Origin of the sequence: Yersinia sp. FDAARGOS_228, assembly GCF_002073315.2 — a bacterium.
Classification (GTDB): Bacteria; Pseudomonadota; Gammaproteobacteria; order Enterobacterales; family Enterobacteriaceae; genus Yersinia; species Yersinia intermedia.
This window is the reverse complement of sequence record NZ_CP020409.2, coordinates 3,341,694-3,363,500: the sequence shown is the minus strand read 5'-3', so window position 1 is coordinate 3,363,500 and position 21,807 is coordinate 3,341,694. Positions and strand designations below refer to the sequence as shown.

Here is a 21,807-nt window from a genome sequence, read left to right as displayed (position 1 = left end):
AGAACATGCTTTGTGCTATCTATAGAAGCCCTAAACGGGATCAAACCTACCTGTATATTGAAAAGAAAGATGATTTTTCGCGGATACCGGCTGAATTACTGATCAGTTTTGGCAAGCCACAGTTTGCTATGTTGCTGTCATTAAATGAACGCAAAACCTTGGCAACGGCGGATATCGAGAAGGTAAAGAGTGCACTCATTGAACAGGGCTTTTATCTGCAAGTCCCACCGCCACTTGAAAGTTTATTAAAAATGCATTTGGGCGAAACTAACGTATAGCGTTGATTGTTCATAAAAATTACCTGCCGTTATGGCATCCATCACAACACTAAGGTGGATGCCCATGTATCAAATCTGACCTAACTTTAAATTTCCAGCTTCCTCTCTGGTTGTTTTTTACACAGGAACGCGTCGATGAAATTGTCAATGATTGCGGTTGCTCTGCTAACGCTTATCTCGGTGGGATGTACCAATAAGAATGCTGCGGCCCCACTAACCAAACAAACGGCAGCAACAGCACCACAAACCATGCTGAATCCACCCGCTGCTAATAGCAGTACAAAAATGACATTATCCCAGCAAGGGCGCGATCCGGCGCAGTTTCCTGCTTATGTCGAACAGTTAAAGGCACAAGCTCGCGCCAAAGGGATCAGCGATGCTACGCTTGATAAAGCGTTTGCTAATATTCATTTTGTGGACCGGGTCATCCAATCAGATCGCAATCAGCTAGAAAAAAAAGTCACATTGGATGATTACCTGAACAAAGTTTTGACTGATGCAAAAGTCGCACAAGGTAAAGAGATATATCAGCGCTATCAGCCTCAGTTATCACAAGTTACTGCGCGTTATGGCGTGCCTGAGCGCTATATCGTGGCGCTTTGGGGCATGGAAAGTGGGTTTGGCAAGTTTCAAGGCAAAGAGGATGTCATCTCTGCCTTATCAACCATGGCATTTGAAGGGCGGCGAGAGGCGTTCTTCACCAAAGAGTTGATAGCTGCATTGCAAATCATTCAGCAAGGCAAGATTGACGATCCAGAGTTGAAAGGATCATGGGCCGGAGCAATGGGGCAGAGCCAATTTATGCCTAGCTCTTTCCTGACCTATGGCGCTGACGGCGATGGCGATGGGAAAATTGATATTTGGAATAATATCGATGACGTATTTGCTTCTACTGCTAATTATCTGTCTACTGAAGGTTGGACGCCTGGTATTGATTGGGGCCAGGAAGCAACGTTGCCTGAAGGGTTTGACGTTAAGCTTGCGGGCTTAAAAGACAGTCAGGCCAAAAGCGTTACGCAATGGCAGCAACTCGGGGTAATTCCAGTACCCGGTGGCAACTTTGCCAACTCAGATCTACGGGCTTGGGTCATCATACCTGATGATGGACAAGGGCGGGCATTTCTGGTTTATGATAATTTCCGCACTATTATGCACTGGAACCGTTCTTACTATTTCGCCATCAGTATTGGTATGATGGCAGATAGAGTAAGTCAATAATGTCTGCGAACACATAATCATTGCGGATAGGTTGTGTAACTGTGGCGCAATGGTTAGCGGAATGCAAATTCAGGCAGGATGTCAATTCAGGAGAGCAGTATGTATCAACATAGAGACTGGCAAGGGGCTTTGCTGGATTTTCCAGTGAGTAAAGTGGTTTGCGTTGGCAGTAACTATGCCGAACATATTAAAGAGATGGGAAGCACCAAGTCAGTTGAACCGGTGCTGTTTATTAAACCTGAAACCGCGCTATGCGATATTCGCCAGCCCGTGTCGATCCCGAAAGAGTTCGGTGCAGTACACCATGAAGTAGAATTGGCCGTTTTGATCGGAACGCCGTTAAAACAAGCCAGTGAAGACCGTGTGGCGCGTGCAATAGCCGGTTATGGCATCGCATTGGATTTGACTCTGCGCGAGCTGCAATCTGACTTAAAAAAAGCGGGTCAGCCGTGGGAAAAATCTAAAGCATTTGATGGTTCTTGCCCGATTTCCGGCTTTATTCCGGTGGCTGAATTTGGTGATGCACAACAGGCTGACTTAGCGCTGATCATCAACGATGAGGTTCGCCAGCAAGGCAACACTCGCGATATGATCACACCCATCATTCCGCTAATCAGTTACATCAGCCGTTTCTTTACTTTGCGTGCTGGCGATATCATTCTGACGGGCACCCCACAAGGGGTCGGGCCGATGAAATCAGGCGATATGCTGAAAATTATGCTAAATGGTAAAACGTTGAACACCCGCATAATCTAAGCGGCTTTTTGCCGCTTAAGCCAATAGGCTGGGCGGCAAAACTTGCATCTGGCGGCCAAAGCGTCTATAACGACCCGCTCATTTATTCACACCGGATACCGATATGTCACAACTTCCTTTTTGGCAACAAAAAACACTCGCTGAAATGTCAGATAGTGAATGGGAATCACTGTGCGACGGATGCGGCCAATGTTGCTTGAATAAACTGATTGATGAGGACACGGATGAAATTTATTTCACCAATGTGGCCTGTGATCAGCTCAATCTCAAAACCTGCCAGTGCCGCAATTATGAGCGCCGCTTTGAATTAGAAGAAGATTGCATCAAGTTAACCAGAGAGAATCTGGTGACGTTTGAGTGGTTACCCCCTACGTGTGCTTATCGCATGGTGGGCGAGGGCCGTGGTCTGGCGAGTTGGCATCCCTTGTTAGCCGGTTCAAAATCCGCGATGCACGGTGAGCGGATCTCGGTACGTCATATTGCCGTACGTGAGAGCGAGGTTATCGATTGGCAAGACCATATTTTGAATAAACCGCAGTGGGCCAGATAACCATTGATATATAAGTAATTTATATCGTAGTCTCTCAGGTAACTGATACCTATTCAGAAGCCAGATATGGCATACTAACGCCGAAATTTAACCAAGAAACTTAATAAAATGAAATATTCAACGTTAGCCGCGATTATCGTCGGCATATCCGCTACTGTAGGTAGCGTTTCGCACCAGGTCCAGGCCGCTGGGACCACTCTGATTAATCTTGATTGTAAATTGAAAGAGGGAGCCAACTTGACCGCAGTGTTGGATGGCCCGAATCAACAATTGACCATTGATAAATCAGTGTTCCAGTTTGTAAAAGTTAATCCAGAAGGCCAGGGTGAGGCGTTAATATTCCAGAAAGCCAACAGCCAAGAGCAAGTTATCGCTTCTCTCAATATCTCTGCGATGCCGATTCGTTTGGCGGTGGTTGATGGTGAGCAGGCTAACCAGTACATTTGTACCCACACTGAAGCTTAACTGGTTTATAATCGAATTAAAGTGAGGCTGCCTTCTGGTGGCCTTTTTTTGTATGACCATTTATGGCTGTAAATTTGATTAAACCACCGGATGGATTAGTCCTGAGTTGATGTTGAAGTTACCCACGAAGTAGTAACGTGAGTCCTCCATCTGGAGAGTGAAATAGCTTGATTGATAACACCGCGATAGTTTCGGCCTCTGCAATTATTGAGAAGGGTGCGGTGATTGGTGCGAATGTGCAGATTGGTCACTTTTGTTACATTGGTTCTCAAGTCACTATTGGTTCCGGCACGGTGCTTAAATCGCATATTGTAATTAATGGTATTACCGAGCTTGGATGCGACAATAATATTGGACAATTTTCCTCTATTGGAGAGGTTAATCAGGATCTTAAATACCAGGGTGAGCCTACACAGGTTGTGATTGGCGATCGCAACGTGATTCAGCAAAATGTCACGATACATCGCGGTACGGTTCAAGGACATGGTAAAACCCGCATCGGTAATGACAATAGACTGATGAATCATGTGCATATCGGGCATGACTGCATCATCGGTAACGACTGCTTATTGGCGTCGAATGTGGGATTAGCCGGCCACGTAGAGGTCGATAGTTTCGCCATTATCAGCGCGGCCAGTGCCGTGCATCAGTTTTGTGTTATTGGTACCCATGCATTGATTAGTGAAAGCGCCTGTGTGGTACAAGATGTGCCCCCTTATGTTATTGCCGCGGGTAATCGCGCTGTACCGATAGGTATCAGAGGGGCAGGAATGGGCGACGCTTGGCTGAACAGTGATGATTACCGAGCCGTTCAAAATGCCTATCAGCTTATTTATCATAACGGTGGGCTGGTGGGGGATGTCAGTCTGGAAATTGAGGTTTTGGCCAGAGAATGGCAAATACTCAAGTCCTATAAGCCTTTTTTCTCTCGCTCTGCGCGTGGGATTATCCGTTAATACAGTCTTACCTAAAAACAATGGCACCGAGCGGTGCCATTATCAGATAAAGATATGTATGAAAATTATCGACTGAACAGGTCACGTCTTTTCGGTTTAACGAATTGGCTGATCAGCACCAATACGCCAATCAATAAGTATGCAGCAAAGATACCCACCAACCATTGCGGCATTTCTAATGACATAAATGCCCATTGTTTTACCGAACAATCACCACTGGCAACAAAAATCGCCGGCAACCATTTGTCCAACGGTAACCATGATGGGAAGCTGACAAAGAAATCACAGGTCGTGAAAGGTGAAGGATGGAGTTGCAGCATAGTATGTACCCAGGCGAGCTGAACGCCGCGCCATGCGCTGTAAATCCAGATGAAAATTGCCAGGTAGCGCAGGGGTGATTTAGGTGCAATTGCACCCAATAACGACGCACCGAGAATACCGAACAACGCGGCACGTTCGTAAATACACATTACGCAAGGCTGTAACAACATCACGTGTTGAAAATAGAGTGCAACCAATTCTAGTGCAAGTGCAGTCAGGGCCATTAAAAGCCAAGCACCGCGCCCTTTAGAGCAGCGGTTAAGGAATTGCAACATATCTTTATTTTCCATGCAGTAAGCAATTGTACCGGCAGTGTAAACCAATTCATCTTTGCTGCCAGCCACCCAAAGGTAAAATTAGGCAAAAATCAGCTCTTTCTCGCGTGTAACATGCTATCACAAGCATGAATTTTACTTTAGGTGAGATATTTGGTTTGTTTTGCCAGCCCATTATTCCTTGAAGCTAATAACAGCCCTCGCGGCGACGAAAAGTGTAGGGCTGGCAGATACTGTAATGCAAGCGATCAATGAGTGATGCTAACCTCGGTTGCCAGATGAGGCAAACTTATCCAGCCACTTTGCATCATCCATTCGGTTATTGGCACTAATAAGTACTCTACACCTAACAGGCCGACGATGGTCATCACAATAGTATAGGGTAGTGCCATATACACCATACGCCCATAAGAAAGGCGAATTAAAGGGGCCAGCGCTGAAGTTAACAGGAACAGGAAAGCGGCTTGACCATTCGGTGTGGCAACCGAGGGGAGGTTGGTCCCGGTATTGATGGCAACCGCCAATAACTCAAACTGCCCAAGCGAAATAATGCCGTGTTCAAAAGCTGTGCGCGCCTCATTGATATAAACCGTACCGACAAAGACATTGTCTGATACCGAAGACAGTAAGCCGTTAAACAGATAAAACAGTGATAACTGTGCTGATGGTGACGATTGTAGAACAAACTGAATAATCGGCGAGAAGAGGCTTTGCTCAATAATGACGGCCACCACGGCAAAAAATACCGTGAGTAGGGCAGTAAAAGGCAATGCTTCCTGAAACGCTTTACCCAGTGCATGTTCATTAGTGATACCGCAGAGGGAGGTGGCGAGAATAATCACTGACAAACCGACCAAGCCTACCTCAGCTAAATGCAGTGCCAAGGCGAGCACCAACCAGACACCAATCAGTGCCTGAATCAGTAGCTTCACCTTTTCTTGTTTGCTGCGTTTCGCACTGGCTTGTTGATCATAGTCAGTCAGAACCTGGCGAACGCGCTCAGGAAGCGCTGCACCATACCCAAATAGCTTGAATCGCTCGACCAACAGACAAACTAATAGCCCGCAAAACAGAACGGGTAGCGTCACGGGCAGCATGCGAATAAAGAAGTCGGCAAAGTTCCAACCGGCACTTTTAGCGATAATCAGGTTCTGCGGCTCGCCCACTATGGTCATCACGCCCCCCAGTGCAGTACCTACCCCGGCATGCATCATCAGGCTGCGCAAGAATGCGCGGAACTGTTCCAACGTTTTACGGTTTTCCTGATTATCGATCCAGCTGTCATCAGAAAGGTCTTTCTCGGTATGGTTTGATGCAACATGATGATAGATAGTATAAAAACCGACAGAGACACTGATAACCACGGCAATAACGGTTAAAGCATCAAGGAATGCCGAAAGGAATGCAGAGGCGACACAGAAGGCTAATGAAAGAATGATCTTGGAGTGAATCGTCAGCAGCAGTTTGGTAAAGACAAACAGCAATAATTGCTTCATAAAATAGATGCCTGCCACCATAAACACCAACAACAGCAAGACTTCCAGATTATTAGCAATTTCTTCTGCAACCTGATGCGGACTGGTCATACCGATGGCGACGGCTTGGATGGCCAATAAACCGCCGGGTTGCAGTGGGTAACATTTTAGCGCCATCGCCAATGTAAAGATAAATTCAACTACCAGCATCCAGCCAGCAACAAATGGGCTGACAAAAAAGAATACCAGTGGGTTAATAATGAGAAACCCGATAATTGCCAGCTTGTACCAATCAGGTGAATTACCCAGGAAATTCTTAAGTACAGCTTGTCTAATGGTCATATCCATTGTGAGTTATGGTCTCCTTAATAAAATTATAATGGCGCAATTACTGCCCAAAGTTACATTTTACTTTACGTTGTTGCTCTAAAAGCAACACGTATAATCTGTACATCATTGCATCTGCGCAATTTTTACAACTTTATGACTGCTTTCATCATTTGTTCGGCCCTGACGCTATATCACAATAGCGTCGTCTGGTATGATGAGCGTTCTAAATTGCTGATATGTATCGCTACGGAACGTCAAAAATATGGTTATAAAGGCGCAAAGTCCTGCCGGTTTCGCGGAAGAGTATATTATTGAAAGTATTTGGAATAATCGCTTCCCTCCAGGCACTATTTTGCCCGCGGAGCGTGAACTTTCAGAGCTGATTGGAGTGACCCGCACTACATTGCGTGAAGTGTTACAACGCTTAGCCCGCGATGGCTGGCTCACTATTCAGCATGGTAAACCGACGAAAGTAAACAATTTTTGGGAAACGTCTGGTCTTAATATTTTGGAAACACTGGCGCGGCTTGACCACGACAGCGTGCCGCAATTGATAGACAACTTACTGGCTGTTAGAACAAATATCGCTACCATCTTCGTTCGCACCGCAATCCGTAATCATCCCGAAAAGGCACAGGAAATCCTGGGGCAAGCCCAAACTGTTGATGATAACGCTGAGGCATTCACTGCACTGGATTACGGTATTTTCCGTGGTTTGGCTTTTGCTTCGGGTAACCCTATTTATGGGTTGATTCTGAATGGCATGAAAGGGCTTTATACCCGTGTAGGGCGTTACTACTTCTCTAATCCTGAAGCCCGTAAACTGGCACTGACCTTCTACAGCAAGTTGTCAGCGCTGTGTGATGAGAAAGCCCATGATCAGGTGTTAGAGTGCCTTAGAGCATACGGTAAAGAAAGTGGTGCTATTTGGCACAGTATGCAGGGCACTATGCCAAGTGATTTGGCAGAAGCGCGCCGTTAGGTGAATACCGCGTAAAATAGCAACGTAAAAGGGGCATTAAATGCCCCTTTTTCATGGAAAGATGTGGCTAATAGTTGGCGCGGTTACCCACATCAGGCTGGCGCGGGCTAGAGTTTATTGGCTTTGGGCGGCACACTGTCGAGTAGCTCAATTGAACCGTCGTCATTCAGTTGCTCCATATGAATATCAAAACCCCATAACCGGTGAATATGTTTCATCACTTGCTGGCGGCTTTTGTCCAGTGGTGCCCGGTCATGAGGAATATAGCGTAGCGTTAGGGAGCGGTCTTCGCGTAGATCAACGTTCCATACCTGAATGTTTGGTTCGTGATTACTCAAATTATATTGAGCAGACAATTCATTACGTATAGCTCGATAACCTTCTTCATTATGAATGGCTGAAATCTCCAGATAGTTATGCTTATCATCATCCAGTACGGTGAATAGCCGGAAGTCACGCATCACTTTCGGTGATAAGAACTGGCTAATGAAGCTTTCATCCTTAAAGTCGCGCATGGCAAAATGCAGCGTATCCAACCAATCTTTACCGGCAATATCCGGGAACCAATAATAGTCCTCCTCAGTCGGTGACTGGCAAATGCGCTTGATATCTTGGAACATGGCAAAGCCAAGGGCATACGGGTTAATACCGTTGTAATAAGGGCTGTTATACGGCGGTTGATACACAACGTTGGTATGGCTGTGCAAGAACTCCATCATAAAGCGGTCAGTGACCTGACCTTCGTCGTACAGGTGGTTAAGAATAGTGTAATGCCAGAAGGTCGCCCAGCCTTCATTCATCACTTGTGTCTGTTTTTGTGGATAAAAATATTGGCTGACTTTGCGCACTATTCGCAGCACTTCTCGTTGCCATGATTCCAGCAGCGGGGCATTTTTCTCCATGAAATAGAGCAGGTTCTCCTGCGGCTCACTGGGATAGCGCTGAGCCTGGGCTTGGACTTCCCCCCGATCTTTGCGCGGCAGCGTTTTCCACAACGAGTTCACTTGGCTTTGCAGATACTCCTCGCGGCTTTTCTGCCGGGCGGTTTCCTCAACCAAAGAGATTTTTTGTGGGCGTTTATAGCGGTCCACCCCATAATTCATCAAGGCATGACAGGAATCGAGTAGCCGCTCAACCTCTTCTACGCCATAGCGTTCTTCACATTCACTGATGTAGTGACGCGCAAACAACAGATAATCCACTATGGAGCTGGCATCGGTCCATGCCCGGAATAAGTAATTATTCTTAAAGAAAGAATTATGACCGTAGCAGGCGTGAGCCATGACTAAGGCCTGCATGGTAATGGTATTTTCTTCCATTAAATAAGCAATACAAGGATTGGAGTTAATCACAATCTCGTATGCCAACCCTTGTTGGCCGTGCTTATATTTTTGCTCTGTTTCGATAAATTTCTTACCAAAAGACCAGTGGGTATAGTTGATAGGCATGCCGATACTTGAATAGGCATCCATCATTTGTTCTGAGGTAATAACCTCTATCTGGTGGGGGTAGGTATCTAGCCGGTAATGTTTTGCCACCCGATCTATTTGGTCCAGATAGACCTGTAACAATTCAAATGTCCAGTCCGGGCCGTCAGTCAGGCGCTTATCTTGCGCGGTTTGTTTCGGTGTTGAAGTTGTCATTAGCGCATCCTCACGGTTTTATAACCCTGCAAAATACTGGTCACTTCAATAATCCTAGCTCAATATAAACAAATTGAGGCATGGCAAGACCTTATGTCAATGAATATCCGTCATCTTTCAAGCTACAGGTGTGTTGATTACTCCCTCTTAGCCGCACCAGACCAATGAGTCTTGTCCTAATGGCTCCCTTGTGGGCTAGCATTCATGCTATTCAAATCAGCCCCAACCGATTCGGTTCTTGGTTATCATCGGCCTGGTATCTGAACCCTAATGGTGTGCGCAGAAGGGATAATCTTAAATTGATTTTTTTCAGATTATTATTCTGAGTTTATCGCCATTTTGCAGAATATAAACCCAACAAAATCACCTTGCACAACATGCTAATTATTCATGCTGTTAATCATGATATTTACGGCGGATTCTCGCCTTTCTAGCGCTTAATCGGCCAAAAATAGCATCTTATCGTTATTTCTCTAAAACGATTGAACTGAAAAGTAACTGCATTGTAAATTAATTGTGAACTAACTCACGATCTATAATTAATATGTTGGCTAGTTTTTTCTGCTGGGTTAATTTTCTGTCAACAGAACATTATGCTTTTGGTGTTATTTGGGGTGAGGATGATATGCGAATTGTCATTTTAGGAAGTGGTGTGGTTGGGGTCGCCAGTGCCTGGTACTTAGCCAAAGATGGTCATGAGGTTACGGTTATCGATCGCCAGGCGGGGCCAGCTCAGGAAACCAGTGCCGGTAATGCAGGCCAGATATCACCGGGATATGCAGCACCTTGGGCCGCGCCGGGTGTACCTATTAAGGCCATAAAATGGATGTTCCAGCGGCATGCGCCATTAGCTATCCACCTTGACGGCAGTAGCTTCCAGTTACGCTGGATGTGGCAGATGCTAAGAAACTGTGACACCTCCCATTACACCCTTAACAAAAGCCGTATGGTGCGCCTGGCAGAATATAGCCGCGACTGTTTAAAAGAGCTGCGTGAAGATACTGGTATTCAATACGAAGGCCGCCAGGGCGGAACACTGCAACTGTTCCGTACTGAACAGCAATTTGATAACGCTGCCAAGGACATTGCGGTGTTAGATGAGGCAGGTGTGCCATATTCACTGCTAACGGCTGATCAACTGGCAACAGTGGAACCGGCATTGGCAAAAGTCGCCCACAAACTGACTGGCGGTTTACGTTTACCCAATGACGAAACCGGTGACTGTAAGCTGTTTACCGAGCGCCTGGCCAAAATGGCCGAGCAGGCTGGGGTAAAGTTTGTATTCAATCGTTCGGTGGATAAACTGCTGGTGGACGGTGACCAAATCGCGGGTGTGTTATGCGGTGACGATATTATTAAAGCGGATGCCTATGTGGTGGCGTTTGGTGCTTACTCTACAGCACTGCTGGCTGGGCTGGTGTCGATTCCGGTGTATCCACTAAAAGGCTACTCACTGACTATTCCGATTACAGACCCAGACTCGGCACCTTTCTCCACGGTACTGGATGAAACCTACAAAATTGCCATTACGCGCTTTGATGATCGGATTCGGGTTGGGGGAATGGCTGAAATCGTTGGATTTAATACGCAATTGGCGCAAGCGCGTCGTGAGACGCTGGAAATGGTAGTGGGTGATTTGTACCCTCATGGGGGCAATATCAGTCAGGCTACGTTCTGGACCGGGCTACGCCCGATGACTCCTGATGGTACGCCTATTGTCGGGCGAACCTCGCTGAAGAATCTTTATCTGAACACCGGTCATGGCACCTTAGGTTGGACCATGGCCTGTGGGTCGGGGCAATTATTGGCTGATATTATGTATGGGCGTCGCCCAGCTATTTTGGCGGATGATTTATCTGTCGCGCGTTATAGCGCTGGCTTTCGGCCACTGAATATTACGCCCTTACACGACATTCACCCTGTGCGCTAAAAATGCGCCGATTGGTCATTACAGCCCACCGCCGGGCTGTAAATAGTTGAATACCGTTCTGGAAGGAATAAGCATGTCTCGCCCGATATCCGCTACGCTGCATTTATCTGCCTTGAGTCATAACCTCAGTATTGTCCGCCGTCATGCGGGGGCCGCTAAAATCTGGTCAGTAGTTAAAGCCAACGCCTACGGCCATGGTTTGGCCCGAATTTGGCAAGCATTGGACGCAACCGATGGTTTTGCTTTATTGGATTTAAATGAAGCCATAATGTTGCGTGAACAAGGCTGGCAAGGGCCAATTTTGCTGCTTGAGGGGTTCTTTCGCACACAAGATTTAGCCCTGGTGGATCATTACCGGTTGACTACCGTGGTACACAGTGACTGGCAGCTTGACGCCATCAATGCGGCGCGTCTGACCGCACCGCTCAATATTTATTTAAAACTTAATAGCGGCATGAACCGCTTAGGTTTTCCCATCGGGCAGGCAGATGCTGTGTGGCAATGGGCCAACAGTATAAGCAACATTGGTGAGGTGACGTTAATGAGCCACTTTGCTAATGCAGATAATCATATGGGTGCCAGCGAGCAATTCACCCGTATTCAGCAGGCCAGTGGGCATATAGCGGCTGCGCGCTGCTTTGCCAACTCGGCAGCAATATTGCGTAATCCTGAAACCCACTACGATTGGGTGCGGCCAGGTATTATCCTCTATGGCGCATCACCCAGTGGTGATGTAAACGATATCGCTGGCATTGGATTGCGGCCGGTCATGGGGCTGCACAGCGAAATTATTGCCACGCAGATGCTCTCAGCAGGGCACAGTGTTGGCTATGGCAGCCGCTACAGTGCCACAGGCACACAGCGCATTGGCGTTGTTGCCTGCGGTTATGCCGATGGTTACCCACGGCTCGCCCCCAGCGGAACACCCATCAGGGTGGATGGCATACTGACCCATACTGTGGGATCGATTTCAATGGATATGCTAACTGTCGATTTAACACCCTGCCCGCAGGCGCAAGTGGGGAGTAAAGTTGAGATCTGGGGCGATAATCTGCCGATAGATGATGTGGCAGCGGCGGCAGGAACCGTGGGGTATGAGTTGATGTGTGCGCTGGCGAGTCGCGTTAGCGTCATCACCGAGCGCACTTAGGTTGTTTTTAGTTTATTTTCTGCAAATTACCGCGAACATGCCTACTGGCACGGCGCGCCTGCCATGCCAGCAGGCACCCTGCCAGCATCACGATGGCGAGTGACAACTTAGGCTCAATCGGTAAGGACATCGCCAGTAAGCCTAATCCAGCGCCCCCGGCCATCTGCACAAAACCCACTAACGCGGAAGCGACACCTGCTTCATTGGCATAGGGTTCCAGTGCGTAACTGGTAGCTGGCCCCATCATAAAGGCTAAACCGGCACAAGCACTGGCAACGGGTAACATGTACACCAGCCAATGCTGCTGTATTTCTGCCGATAACTGCGTCAGACCAAATAATAACCCCAGGCACCCCAACGCCATCAATACGCTGCCCATCATCAGGCAGGTCGGGCGGCCAATCTTTTGGATAATCCGGTTGGCAACAAAGCTGACTGCCATGATCCAAAAACCATTGGCCCCGAACGCCAACGAGAATTGTAATGGGCTGAGCCCTGCACCCACCATCAACACGTTAGGTGCCAGCGAAACATAGGTTAAGGCCATGCCCATAGCCCCCGCGTTCACCAGAGCGAAAATTAGAAAACGGTCATCACGTAAGATGCGCAGATAGTTTTTTATCGGCAAGCTCTTTACGGGTTGCGTATCCACCGGACGTGTTTCTGGCAGGAAGAGAATTATCAGAATTAATACCAGCAAGCCATATAACGCCAGGAACCAGAATGGGGCGCGCCAGCCAAAGGCTTCTGCCAGCAAACCACCGAGCAATGGGGCCAACGCCGGTACGATATTTAACGTCCCGTTAAGAAAACCAAAGGCTCGAGCGGCCTCATTACCATTAAGGCGGTCACGCACGCCACTGAATGCCACCACCGCAGTACAGCAAACCGCAACACCTTGTAATAGGCGGGAGCTGACAAACATCAGCGGGCTGACTGCCAGTGCAGCCATGGCGGCACCCAGCATGTAAAGAATAATACCAATGATGGCAATTGGCTTACGCCCATACTTATCAACCAATGGCCCGGCAATAAGTTGACCCATACCCAGCACCAGAATAAACAAGGCAATAGTGGATTGAATCAGTGATTCGCTACTATTTAAGCCCTTGGCGATAGCGGGAATAGTGGGTAAGTAGAGATCGATGCCCAGTGGGCCGAGTAGAATCAGGCTTAACAGCAGAAAAAGAAATTTTTGCATAACAAAAAAACAACATCCAGATTACAAGGGTGACAAGGATAAAGATTTTATCGATGAATGAAAAGGTTGGACATAGCCAAACCTAACGGTAGTGACAACGTCACTTATTAGTGGTCTAAATCGATTAATAGGGTACTACAACTAATAATTTATCTCTTGTTATTCATTAGCTACTGGCCGTGCGTTGTTCCAACCACTGCTCTAGTTTACCGGCAGATAGGGCCTCGGAAAAAAGAAAACCCTGACCAATCTTATAACCTTGACGGCTCAATAACGTGCGTTGTGCCTCATTTTCTACTCCTTCGACAATCACGGAGAGTTGCAAACTCTCGCCAATACGGATGACCGCTTCACTTAACGTTCGGCTGGTTTCGTCATGTTCAAGGTCATGCACAAAACTTTTATCCAGTTTGATTTCATCAAGATCCAAACGGCGCAGATAACTTAGACTGGAATAGCCAGTACCAAAATCATCCATTGATAGGCGTACACCCAGGCGATGAATCTTTTCTATGATGGCAAAGATCGCCTGATTATTTGTAATTAAGATATCTTCAGTAATTTCCAGCGTGAGATCCTGCGGCGGCAAGTGATAATGCTGCAAGATATGCAAAATCATGTCTGGCAACCCCTGATTATTGAAATTGGTCGGTGACAAATTCACTGAAATTGAGGGAACATCAATACCGCGTAAACGCCAGTCAGCTAACTGGTGGCAAGCCGTTTCGATCGCCCACAGTGCCAGTTCGTTGATCAGGCCGCATTCTTCAGCGATAGGAATAAAACGCTGTGGGGGGATGTTCCCCAGTATGGGATGCATCCAGCGGCTGAGAGCCTCTACGCCATATATATTCCCATCTTTTAGCATCACTTGTGGTTGATAAAATAACTCAAGAGAACCGATATGAAATGCCTGACGCAGGGCATCTTCCATATCCTGACGCTGCTGATTGAGAGTATTCATCTCCGCACTGAAGAAATTAAAATGCCCACGCCCCATATCTTTGGCTTTATGCATGGCAATGTCAGCGTGGTTCATCAGCGCATCCATTTCTAAACCATTTTCAGGATACAAACTGATCCCAACACTGGCCGAAGGAATAATATTGACGCTGGCGATCTGGCAGGGTTGAGATAGCAGACTAAGCATTTTCTCAACCTTCACTGTAGCTTGCTGCATCGTACAGGGGGCTAAAATGATAATAAACTCATCGCCCGATAAGCGGCCGATAATGTCATCTTTTGACATTTCACTCCGCAGACGCTGGGCAATCAAGGCCAACAGCTCATCACCGGCGGCAAGACCGAGTGAATCATTAACTTGTTTAAAACGGTCCAGATTAATGACTAACACTGCCAGCGTGTAATTCGTTTCAGTGGCAAGGGCGAGGGCCTGTTTGGCATAAATCAGAAATTGAGTACGATTAGGCAGACCGGTCAGGGAGTCATAAAAAGCCAAACGCTGAATTTGCTTGTGTGATTGTTCCCGCTCCATCGCCAACGAGCACAAGTTTGCGATCAATTTCACCAACTGAATGTGGAACTCACTGGGGCCGCGAACTTCTTTGTAGTAAAAAGCAAGTGTGCCCAGAACATTCCCCTGGCTCGATATAATCGGGCTGGACCAACAAGCTAGCCAACCATAAGGTAGAATCAGGTGCCGATAGCTCTCCCATAAGGGATTGGTGGCAATATCACGGACTTCGACCGGTTCTTTACGAAACGCGGCAGTGCCGCATGAGCCAGATATCGGGCCAATAGGCACGCAGGCCAGCGCTGCGGTATAAATCAGGGGCAGGCTGGGTGCTGCGAGATGATTGAGGTGGTTTTGCCCGCTGACTTGCAAAATACTGGCGGTCACCTCTGGCGCAATCCGTTCAACTTCGTGGCACAGCAAAGACATCACCTCTTCCAGTGGGCGTTCTTTGACTAGCGCTTCCAGCACTTTATATTGCAACACTTCATACATTTTGGTCAGTGTGATATCAGTCAACACACCGATGCTATAGCTCGGTTTACCTTGCTCATCAACCAGCGAGTTGATGATGGCAGAACACCAATGCGGTTGCTGGTCTTTACTGTAGAACAACTCTTTGGGTAGCAATTGTTGGCGCGAATTTGGCGAAGTAGAATCCATTAACCTCAGTTGTTCTGGGTGTGCACTTTGGAGTAAATCGACCATGTTCTGGCCCAAAGCCTGTTCTGGGGTATAACCGAATAACTTGGTAAAGCCTTGATTAATATATACTGCTTGTTGCCCTTGCTCACTATTGGCAGCAATAAACATCGCGCTATCGCTGCGGTCAGTTAATTGCGTTAAAAGTTGTACCCACTCTTGAGTGGCTTTTTGTTGCTCAATTAAAAAAGTAATGTCCTTAGCGATTTTCACCATCCGGGTAACCGTACCATCCGGGCCAGGGACCGGTTGATAAATGGCGGCCAGCCAGACTGTTGATCCGTTTTTGTGCAATCGCTCAAAACGACCCTCAACAGATTTCCCTGCCAGTAAACATTTCTTCAGCGTTTGATATTCTTCACTATTGGCATATTGTTGATGGCAAAACATAAGATGATGTTGGCCAATGACTTCATCACGTTGATAGCCAAAATAATCAAGGTAGTTTTGATTAACCGCGATGATACGACTGTTAAGATCAAACTCAATAATGGCTAATGAGCTATCTAATGCGCTTAATAGCGCATAATTCTCATCGTACTCAGACTGTGTGGCACCCTGTAATGCTGCTGTTTTTCTGTGCTCCATAATAAATTCCTATGAAAAATAAGCGCTTGGCAGTCATGTCGCGTTAACAAATTATCACTGTGAACATTGAGATAGCATTATTCATAAATCAATAAAATAGGATAAATGACAAATATTCAAATATGAATTAACAGCTCCGATGTTAAAAAATATGGCAGTCTTATTTAACGGACGATATACCCATACGCAGCTCATTGGCGAGAGGCGCGAACTGCTGGATACAGAACATAACAACACCCCCAATTTTGTTAATCAGCCAGTGCTAAATAGATAAAATAGCCAATAAGTAATATTAAGTTTAGTCGATATACAGATAACTAAATGTGGGACTGATTGCTGCCTCGTGACAGCAATCAATCTCTTTTTCACTAAGGTCTATTTTTAAACGGGGATACTTTGCTGGACGGTAACCTGCCATTACCCGATAAGAACGGCGTCAGGTAATGGCAGACAGATGAAGGGGTATGAGTGGGCATCCATTGAAGCCAAACGACCGCTGTTAAAATCAGCGATAGCGCCGGTTATCTGCTGCCTCGATCATCTGGCGGTGCGTTTTAGCCAAAAGAGCGATAACCAGGCATCTACATAACTGAGCCGCTGGTAAAGCGGCAAGTTATATCGACTCAATGCTTGTGGCGGTGATGTGAATCCGGGTAGTGCGGGTGAGTGTGGGCTAGCGGCCGGTGTTGATGGTGATGCTTATGCGCCACACCGTCTGCAACAGGGAAGTCATGTGTATGCTGATGATGCTCGTCATGGTGATGTTCATGTTCATGCATTAATTCGTCATGGATATGTTGATGGGCATGCTGTTCGGTGAGATGTAACGCGATCCCGACTGCCATCAGTAAACCCGCCACGATGAGTGGCATTGTGACAGTGTCACCCATAATGACGGCCAATACAGCCCCTAAAAATGGGGCAATAGAGAAATAAGCACCAGTGCGAGCAGTACCAAGATGGCGCAGGCCGATAACAAAGAGTGCCAAACTCACGCCGTAGGCAAAAAATCCCACCAGAAGAGCACCGGCCAGGTTGGTCAGTGGTGGCAATGTTGCGCCCAGTACAAAAGCCAGTCCGAGATTGACGATACCGGCAACCAGTCCTTTGACCGATGCAATCCAGGTGGCATCGGTCAATGAAACCTTACGGGTCAGATTGTTATCAATCCCCCATGCAAAGCAGGCCCCCAGAATTGCCAGTGTTGGCCACCATCCGGCAAAGCGCGCTTCACCCGGCCAACTTAAAATAGCCGCACCGGCAACAATCACTATCATGCCAAGGGCGATGCGGCGGTCAAAATTCTCTTTGAACGCGAACCAGGCCAGTAGGGCGGTAAATACGCCTTCGGCATTGAGCAGTAATGATGCGCCAGATGCAGGCATACCTGTTAGCCCTATCATCAGCAGAACCGGGGCGATAATCCCCCCAGCCGTAATAGCGCCGATAAACCACAGCCGTTCGTTGCGAGGCAGGCTCACGGCCTCTGCACGGCTGATCAGACGGTAGAGCGCCAGACCAGCGCCGGAGCCAAAATAGAGCAGGCCCGCCAGTAGCCACGGACTGACCGTATTGAGTAACTGTTTTGCCAGCGGGGTGCCAGCGCCAAACAACACCGCAGCAGTCAATGCAGCTAATACACCGGGCTGTCGTAGTCCATCATGCCATTTCATCAATTCAACTCTGAAAATAAGACAGTAGTGGCAATTTTAACCCATGAAAAAGCCGGGAAACCATTCCTGTAATAGAAAAAGTTGACCGGCTAATTTTAGTATTAATTATCAATGGTTTGTTTGTGGAACAACTCACGAAATACCGGGTAGATATCTTCAGGCTCCCGGATATGTTGCATCGCAAAATTGTCAAATTTTGCCTGTAAGTCTTCATATTCCCGCCACAGAGTCTGGTGTGCGCGGCGGGTTATCTCAATGTAGCTATAGTAACGCACCATGGGCAGGAGCTTTTGGGCCAGTAACTCATGACACAGTGGTGAATCATCGGCCCAGTTGTCGCCGTCTGAGGCTTGGGCAGCATAGATATTCCACTGTGTTGGGTTGTAACGTTCCTGAACCACTTCATCCATTAATTTCAAGGCACTGGAAACAATAGTCCCGCCAGTTTCCTGTGAATAGAAGAACTCTTGCTCATCAACTTCTTTAGCTTGAGTATGGTGACGGATATACACGACATCAACGTTTTTATAGGTGCGGCTCAGGAACAGATAAAGCAGGATGTAGAAGCGCTTTGCCATGTCCTTGGTGGCCTGATCCATCGAACCTGATACATCCATCAGGCAGAACATTACCGCCTGACTGGATGGCTCAGGACGCCGTTCATAGTTTTTATAACGTAAATCGAAGGTATCGATAAACGGTACCCGTGCGATTTTTTGCTTTAACTCAGCAATGGCATTACGGACACGTTCTTCTTCCAGCAATTGCGCTGGCTCCGTATTTTCCAGTACGTTCAGCGTTTCTTCCAACTCACGTAACTCACGGCGCTTACTGGCCGTCATAGCGGTACGACGGGCCAGAGAGTTTTGCAGTGATCGCACTACGCTGATATTGGCGGGCACGCCATTAGAGGTATAACCCGCACGATGGGTCTTGAATTCGGTCAACTGCTTATACTGATTTTTCTTCAGATTGGGCAGCGCAAGGTCTTCAAACAGTAAGTCCAGGTATTCATCTTTGGAAATCTGAAAGACAAATTCATCCTCACCTTCACCGTCTTGACCCGCATTACCCTGACCACTGCCGCCGCCTCCACCGCCACCTTGAGGGCGTTCCACCCGGTCATTGGTGACAAAATGGTCATTGCCAGGATGCACCCGATGGCGTGACCCACCACGACCCTGATGGAACATCGGCTCATTGATATCATCAATAGGTATCGAGACTGACTCGCCGCTCTCAATATCAGTAACTGACCTTTTATTGATGGCATCGGCAATCGACTGTTTAATTTGCGACTTATAGCGGCGCAAAAAGCGTTGGCGGTTGACCATGCTCTTATTTTTGCCGTTAAGTCGTCTGTCAATAAAGTAGCCCATATATCCCCCAAACGACTTTGTCACTGTCCCTGCATCTTTCACGCTGTAGCTGCGTTGGCTGCCATCACTCACCCCAGTCACTTAGTAGACTAAGCTCCTGGGGCTTCGTTCAGTTGCCGCCTGATTACAACGCGAAATCTATTGGGACTATCCCTGCATCTTTCACGCTGTAGCTGAGTTGGCTTTACCCTTCACACTTGACGTCGCAGGGGTGTTAGCTGCACCCGTTACTCGGCCCATCCTTGGGCCTCACCTCTGCGAGGCCGCTGCAAGCAGCGTTCAAATCTGCTCCCGGCAGATTTGTCACCTGAATCACTTACCTGAGTAAGCTCATCGGGATTTGTTCGCTTGCTGCCTACCTGCAACGCCAATTGTTTTGGGTATAGATTCAGGCGACTTCGTTCAGTTGCCGCCTGACTACAACGCGAAATCTATCGGGACTGTCCCTGCTATGCCGTAGTGAATCGGTTAATGGATTATGACGACTTCCTTACCCGCAGATACCATTCGCACAGCAAACGAACTTGCTTACGGGTATAGCCTTTCTCCATCATCCGATCGACAAAGTCATCATGTTTTTTCTGCTCATCCGTTGAGGTCTTGGCATTAAAGGAGATAACTGGCAGTAACTCTTCGGTGTTAGAGAACATCTTTTTCTCGATAACCGTGCGCAGCTTCTCGTAACTGGTCCAGTTTGGATTACGACCATTGTTATTGGCTCTGGCGCGCAACACAAAATTGACGATTTCATTACGGAAATCTTTCGGGTTGCTGATACCCGCTGGCTTTTCAATTTTCTCCAGTTCAGCATTCAGCGATTCACGGTCAAACAGTTGCCCAGTATCTGGATCACGGTACTCTTGATCCTGAATCCAGAAATCGGCGTAGATAACATAACGGTCAAAAATATTCTGACCATACTCCGAGTAAGACTCCAGATAGGCGGTCTGAATCTCTTTACCAATAAATTCGGCATATTTCGGGATTAAATAGCCTTTCAGGTGTTCGAGATATTTTTCCGCAACATCTTGCTGGAATTGTTCGCGCTCGATCTGCTGTTCCAGTATGTAGAACAGGTGCACTGGGTTGGCTGCCACCTCAGCGTGGTCAAAGTTAAATACTCTGGAGAGGATTTTAAAGGCAAAACGGGTAGAAAGACCGTTCATACCTTCATCGACCCCAGCGTAGTCGCGATATTCTTGATAAGACTTGGCTTTAGGATCGGTATCTTTCAGGCTCTCACCGTCATACACCCGCATCTTGGAGTAAATACTGGAGTTTTCCGGCTCTTTCATCCTCGATAGGATAGAGAAGCGGGCCAGCGTTTCCAGCGTGCCGGGCGCACAAGGCGCATGGGTCAACTCACTGTTATTTAACAGTTTGTCGTAAATTTTGATCTCTTCTGATACCCGTAGGCAATAAGGCACTTTGACAATATAAACACGGTCAAGGAATGCCTCATTATTCTTGTTATTGCGGAATGCTACCCACTCTGATTCATTAGAATGCGCGAGAATTATACCGCTGAATGGTAGGGCGGATATCCCCTCGGTCCCGTTATAGTTACCTTCTTGCGTTGCGGTCAGCAGTGGATGCAACACCTTAATGGGAGCCTTGAACATCTCGACGAATTCCATAATCCCTTGGTTAGCGCGGCACAAAGCACCGGAATAACCATAAGCATCAGGATCGTTTTGAGCGTGATTTTCAAGTTTACGGATATCAACTTTACCGACCAGTGCAGAGATATCCTGGTTGTTTTCATCACCGGGCTCAGTTTTCGCTATCGCAATTTGTTCAAGGATAGAAGGCCAGACCTTGATAACCTTGAACTTGGTAATATCACCGCCAAACTCGTGCAGACGTTTTGCCGCCCATGGCGACATAATCGTACCGAGATAGCGGCTTGGAATATTGTATTCTTTGGCCAGGATCGCCGCATCTTCCTGCGGATTGAACAGACATAACGGGTGGTCATTGACCGGGCTACGCTCACCGTTAGCACTCAAAATATAGATAGGCACCCTTTGCATCAGAGCTTTCAGCCGTTCAGCCAATGATGACTTACCACCACCCACCGGACCCAGCAAATATAGGATCTGTTTCTTCTCTTCCAGCCCTTGGGCGGCATGCTTGAGATAGGAAACAATCTGTTCTATGGCTTCCTCCATGCCATAGAACTCTTCAAAAGCAGGGTAGCGAGCGATAACTCGATTAGAAAATAGTCGAGACATGCGGGACTCAAGCGCGGTATCGACCATGACTGGCTCACCAATAGCCATCAGCAAACGTTCAGCCGCATTAACATACGCGCTGCGATCTTGCTGGCAGATTGTGAGGAACTCTTGGAGTGTGAACTCTTCGTCCTTGGCCGCCTCATAGCGCTGGCGATAGTGATCAAATATGTTCATAGCGATGCCCGTCCTGTTTGAATGGTTGGGAACATAAAATAGTAGTAGCG

At 47.4% G+C, this 21,807-nt stretch carries 17 protein-coding genes; 9 read left to right on the top strand and 8 right to left on the bottom strand.

Going from position 1 to position 21,807, the window contains the following annotated elements:
- Positions 1–5 precede the first annotated feature (5 nt).
- From A6J67_RS15515 to lpxA, 6 genes are all read left to right on the top strand, one after another.
- Entirely contained in the window at positions 6–278 is a 273-nt protein-coding gene (locus A6J67_RS15515; protein ID WP_005190934.1) for a YcgL domain-containing protein, read from the top strand.
- A gap of 135 nt (positions 279–413) precedes the next feature.
- Positions 414–1,496, top strand: a complete 1,083-nt coding sequence (locus A6J67_RS15510; protein WP_050297459.1) for a lytic transglycosylase domain-containing protein — start codon at positions 414–416, stop codon at positions 1,494–1,496.
- Between the two features lie 99 nt (positions 1,497–1,595).
- A complete protein-coding gene (locus tag A6J67_RS15505) occupies positions 1,596–2,252 on the top strand; it encodes a fumarylacetoacetate hydrolase family protein (protein ID WP_005190938.1) in 657 nt (218 codons plus the stop codon).
- Between the two features lie 103 nt (positions 2,253–2,355).
- Positions 2,356–2,802 carry a YcgN family cysteine cluster protein gene (locus tag A6J67_RS15500; protein WP_005190942.1) on the top strand — a complete coding sequence of 149 codons (447 nt, stop codon included), beginning with the start codon at positions 2,356–2,358 and terminating at the stop codon, positions 2,800–2,802.
- 108 nt (positions 2,803–2,910) lie between these two features.
- Complete coding sequence (locus A6J67_RS15495) at positions 2,911–3,267, top strand: hypothetical protein (protein ID WP_042569702.1); 357 nt, start codon at positions 2,911–2,913, stop codon at positions 3,265–3,267.
- A 167-nt stretch (positions 3,268–3,434) separates the two neighbouring features.
- Complete coding sequence (lpxA, locus tag A6J67_RS15490) at positions 3,435–4,223, top strand: acyl-ACP--UDP-N-acetylglucosamine O-acyltransferase (RefSeq protein WP_042569703.1); 789 nt, start codon at positions 3,435–3,437, stop codon at positions 4,221–4,223.
- Between the two features lie 65 nt (positions 4,224–4,288).
- Here the strand turns inward: lpxA and dsbB are convergent, their stop codons facing one another.
- A complete protein-coding gene (gene dsbB / locus A6J67_RS15485; protein ID WP_032907594.1) occupies positions 4,289–4,819 on the bottom strand; it encodes a disulfide bond formation protein DsbB in 531 nt (176 codons plus the stop codon).
- Positions 4,820–5,067: 248 nt separating this feature from the next.
- Entirely contained in the window at positions 5,068–6,642 is a 1,575-nt protein-coding gene (gene nhaB / locus A6J67_RS15480) for a sodium/proton antiporter NhaB (protein WP_050297451.1), read from the bottom strand.
- Between the two features lie 244 nt (positions 6,643–6,886).
- Here nhaB and fadR point away from each other — a divergent pair, with 244 nt between their 5' ends.
- Entirely contained in the window at positions 6,887–7,606 is a 720-nt protein-coding gene (gene fadR / locus A6J67_RS15475) for a fatty acid metabolism transcriptional regulator FadR (protein WP_005190983.1), read from the top strand.
- Positions 7,607–7,713: 107 nt separating this feature from the next.
- Here the strand turns inward: fadR and A6J67_RS15470 are convergent, their stop codons facing one another.
- Positions 7,714–9,249 (bottom strand): SpoVR family protein, encoded by a 1,536-nt coding sequence (locus A6J67_RS15470; protein WP_080608251.1) that lies wholly within the window; start codon positions 9,247–9,249, stop codon positions 7,714–7,716.
- A gap of 625 nt (positions 9,250–9,874) precedes the next feature.
- Between A6J67_RS15470 and A6J67_RS15465 the strand changes: the two genes are divergently transcribed.
- Complete coding sequence (locus A6J67_RS15465; protein WP_042570163.1) at positions 9,875–11,179, top strand: D-amino acid dehydrogenase; 1,305 nt, start codon at positions 9,875–9,877, stop codon at positions 11,177–11,179.
- Between the two features lie 73 nt (positions 11,180–11,252).
- Positions 11,253–12,329 carry a catabolic alanine racemase DadX gene (dadX, locus tag A6J67_RS15460; RefSeq protein ID WP_042569708.1) on the top strand — a complete coding sequence of 359 codons (1,077 nt, stop codon included), beginning with the start codon at positions 11,253–11,255 and terminating at the stop codon, positions 12,327–12,329.
- A gap of 7 nt (positions 12,330–12,336) precedes the next feature.
- On the opposite strand, the gene A6J67_RS15455 is transcribed toward dadX, so the two are convergent.
- The 5 genes from A6J67_RS15455 to yeaG all read right to left on the bottom strand — a co-directional run bounded on the left by A6J67_RS15455 (position 12,337) and on the right by yeaG (position 21,757).
- Positions 12,337–13,530, bottom strand: a complete 1,194-nt coding sequence (locus A6J67_RS15455; RefSeq protein WP_042569709.1) for a Bcr/CflA family efflux MFS transporter — start codon at positions 13,528–13,530, stop codon at positions 12,337–12,339.
- 166 nt (positions 13,531–13,696) lie between these two features.
- Positions 13,697–16,294 carry an EAL domain-containing protein gene (locus A6J67_RS15450; protein ID WP_080608250.1) on the bottom strand — a complete coding sequence of 866 codons (2,598 nt, stop codon included), beginning with the start codon at positions 16,292–16,294 and terminating at the stop codon, positions 13,697–13,699.
- Positions 16,295–16,917: 623 nt separating this feature from the next.
- Complete coding sequence (locus A6J67_RS15445) at positions 16,918–17,967, bottom strand: DMT family transporter (protein WP_042569711.1); 1,050 nt, start codon at positions 17,965–17,967, stop codon at positions 16,918–16,920.
- 101 nt (positions 17,968–18,068) lie between these two features.
- Positions 18,069–19,346, bottom strand: a complete 1,278-nt coding sequence (locus A6J67_RS15440) for a YeaH/YhbH family protein (protein WP_032907596.1) — start codon at positions 19,344–19,346, stop codon at positions 18,069–18,071.
- A gap of 476 nt (positions 19,347–19,822) precedes the next feature.
- On the bottom strand, positions 19,823–21,757 hold the full coding sequence (gene yeaG, locus A6J67_RS15435; RefSeq protein ID WP_005191016.1) for a protein kinase YeaG: 1,935 nt from the start codon (positions 21,755–21,757) through the stop codon (positions 19,823–19,825).
- Between the last annotated feature and the right edge of the window lie 50 nt (positions 21,758–21,807).

Bases quoted from the DNA above. Each gene is read 5' to 3' on its own strand.
- A6J67_RS15465 (WP_042570163.1), top strand. From the start codon at position 9,875: ATGCGAATTGTCATTTTAGGAAGTGGTGTGGTTGGGGTCGCCAGTGCC.
- A6J67_RS15470 (WP_080608251.1), bottom strand. From the start codon at position 9,249: ATGACAACTTCAACACCGAAACAAACCGCGCAAGATAAGCGCCTGACT.
- nhaB (WP_050297451.1), bottom strand. From the start codon at position 6,642: ATGGATATGACCATTAGACAAGCTGTACTTAAGAATTTCCTGGGTAAT.
- A6J67_RS15510 (WP_050297459.1), top strand. From the start codon at position 414: ATGAAATTGTCAATGATTGCGGTTGCTCTGCTAACGCTTATCTCGGTG.
- A6J67_RS15440 (WP_032907596.1), bottom strand. From the start codon at position 19,346: ATGGGCTACTTTATTGACAGACGACTTAACGGCAAAAATAAGAGCATG.
- A6J67_RS15455 (WP_042569709.1), bottom strand. From the start codon at position 13,530: ATGCAAAAATTTCTTTTTCTGCTGTTAAGCCTGATTCTACTCGGCCCA.
- fadR (WP_005190983.1), top strand. From the start codon at position 6,887: ATGGTTATAAAGGCGCAAAGTCCTGCCGGTTTCGCGGAAGAGTATATT.
- dadX (WP_042569708.1), top strand. From the start codon at position 11,253: ATGTCTCGCCCGATATCCGCTACGCTGCATTTATCTGCCTTGAGTCAT.
- A6J67_RS15500 (WP_005190942.1), top strand. From the start codon at position 2,356: ATGTCACAACTTCCTTTTTGGCAACAAAAAACACTCGCTGAAATGTCA.
- A6J67_RS15445 (WP_042569711.1), bottom strand. From the start codon at position 17,967: ATGAAATGGCATGATGGACTACGACAGCCCGGTGTATTAGCTGCATTG.
- A6J67_RS15515 (WP_005190934.1), top strand. From the start codon at position 6: ATGCTTTGTGCTATCTATAGAAGCCCTAAACGGGATCAAACCTACCTG.
- dsbB (WP_032907594.1), bottom strand. From the start codon at position 4,819: ATGTTGCAATTCCTTAACCGCTGCTCTAAAGGGCGCGGTGCTTGGCTT.
- A6J67_RS15495 (WP_042569702.1), top strand. From the start codon at position 2,911: ATGAAATATTCAACGTTAGCCGCGATTATCGTCGGCATATCCGCTACT.
- A6J67_RS15505 (WP_005190938.1), top strand. From the start codon at position 1,596: ATGTATCAACATAGAGACTGGCAAGGGGCTTTGCTGGATTTTCCAGTG.
- yeaG (WP_005191016.1), bottom strand. From the start codon at position 21,757: ATGAACATATTTGATCACTATCGCCAGCGCTATGAGGCGGCCAAGGAC.
- A6J67_RS15450 (WP_080608250.1), bottom strand. From the start codon at position 16,294: ATGGAGCACAGAAAAACAGCAGCATTACAGGGTGCCACACAGTCTGAG.